At 73.1% G+C, this 1,944-nt stretch carries 2 protein-coding genes; one reads left to right on the top strand and one right to left on the bottom strand.

What is annotated here, in order from left to right:
* Positions 1-82 precede the first annotated feature (82 nt).
* Positions 83-655, bottom strand: coding sequence for an SPFH domain-containing protein (locus tag IEZ03_RS10045; protein WP_184888879.1), 573 nt, complete (start codon positions 653-655; stop codon positions 83-85).
* A gap of 194 nt (positions 656-849) precedes the next feature.
* On the opposite strand from IEZ03_RS10045, the gene IEZ03_RS10040 reads away from it, so the two are divergent.
* On the top strand, positions 850-1,941 hold the full coding sequence (locus IEZ03_RS10040; protein ID WP_184888881.1) for a sensor histidine kinase: 1,092 nt from the start codon (positions 850-852) through the stop codon (positions 1,939-1,941).
* Positions 1,942-1,944 lie beyond the last annotated feature (3 nt).

Below are 1,944 nucleotides of genomic sequence, written 5' to 3'. Positions count from 1 at the left end.
GGCGGCTTCTGAGCCCCGGCCCACGAGCGGCTGAGGCCCCCGCCGGCCGGCGGGGGCCTCAGCCGTTCAGAGGGGCGCGTGTTCAGCCGGAGGGGGCGGCGGCCGTGTCGCAGCGGCACAGCGGAAGCTCGGGGCGGACCGGGACCATCGCGTCGGTGATGGAGACGAGGCTCGCGGCAACCCCCCAGGGCCGTACCGCCTCGTCGACGCGCCGGACCAGCTCGTCGTCCCCGGTCGCCATGAGGGACGGCAGGTCCGCCAGGTCCCGGTCCGCCACCGCGTCGCGCAGCGCCACCTCGGTGACCGTCTGCGCGGCGGAGGACGGCGCGTCCGCGGCGGCCGCGTACGTGACGGGGTCGTCGGCCCCCATCACCGCGGTCGCCTTGACACGGACGTGCACGCCGTCCCTCGTGGTGGCCCTGAACCAGATGTCGTACGGCTGCGCGCCCATCGGAACGCGCACGCCGGTGTCCACGAAGGGGACGAGGAACCGCAGGCCGGGCTGCCGCACGCCGACCGTGCGGCCGAACCGCCGGACGACGAGGCGCTCGGACGCCCCGACCCTCCGGAGGCCGTAGGCGACCCCCACGGCCATGAGCAGTCCGAGGACGATCAGGAAGGCCGCCGGGGCGGCCAGGATCTCCGTCCGCTCCACCCCGACCTCCTCACTCAGCGCCGCCGGTATCCTCACCTTCCACCATCGGTGGTGAAACCCCCCGTCACCATTGGGCCCAGTGCTCATTGAGGTGGGTGCTGACCATGCAGACGGAACTGAGCCGTATGGGTATCGCACCTGATTGGGGATCTCATGCATGGACAACGGCGGGTCTCGTGCGATGACGTGGTGCCATGACCGCGAGCAGCACCGGACCGGCGGCGGAGCCGGCCGCCGGGCACCCTGACACCGAGCCGGAGTCCGAGCACCAGCCGCGCCGCCCGAGGACGCCGGTGTCGGCCCTGTTCTGGCGCATCCTCGGCATCAACGGCCTGATCTTCGTGATCGGCATAGCCGCCCTGGCGCTGACGCCGCTCACGGTCTCGTCCCGGATCCTGCTGAGCGAGCTGGCGATCCTGGCGGTGGGCCTGGCGGTCATGGTGGCGGCGAACGCGCTGCTGCTGCGCGTCAGCCTCGCGCCGCTGGCCGGGCTCACGACCCTGATGGCGCGGATGGACTCGCTCCGCTCGGGCGACCGGCTCGCGACCACCCCGAACCGGGACCTGTTCCGGCTGGTCGACCAGTTCAACGCGATGCTCGACCGCCTGGAGGCCGACCGCAGCACCAGCACCGCCGTGGTGCTGGACGCGCAGGAGGCCGAGCGCCGCCGCATCGCCCAGGAGCTGCACGACGAGATCGGGCAGAGCCTCACCGTCGTGCTGCTCGAACTGAAGTCGGTGGTGAGCAGGGCGCCGGAGGAGGTCGCGGAGGACCTGCGGGGCGTGCAGGAGACCGTCCGGTCGAGCCTGGACGAGGTGCGCCGCGTCGCGCACCGGCTGCGTCCCGGCGTCCTGGACGATCTCGGCCTGACCAGCGCGCTCACGTCCCTCGTCGGGGACTACTCCGAGACGGGCGGGCCGCGCGTGACCCGCCGCGTCCAGACCGGCCTGGAGGACCTCGGCGGCGACGCCGAGCTCGTGATCTACCGGATCGCGCAGGAGGGCCTGACCAACGTGTGGCGGCATTCCGGCGCGAAGAACGCGGAGCTGTCGCTGACGCAGGACGAGGACGGCCGGGTGATCCTGCGGGTCGTGGACGACGGCTCGGGCCCTCCGACGAAGACCGGCACCGGCATCCGCGGCATGCAGGAGCGCGCGATGCTCATCGGCGCCCAGCTCACCATCGGCTCGGCCAACGGCGGCGGCACGGAGGTCCGCCTGGTGATCCCGCCCGCCGGCAGCCGCCGCAACCAGCACCCGCCCGAGAACGGCCCGCCACCCCGTTGACTT

It is taken from the genome of Actinomadura livida (genome assembly GCF_014648675.1).
Taxonomy (GTDB): Bacteria; Actinomycetota; Actinomycetes; order Streptosporangiales; family Streptosporangiaceae; genus Spirillospora; species Spirillospora livida.
The sequence above is the reverse complement of the archived record's forward strand: the minus strand, read 5'-3'. Positions and strand labels throughout refer to the sequence as shown.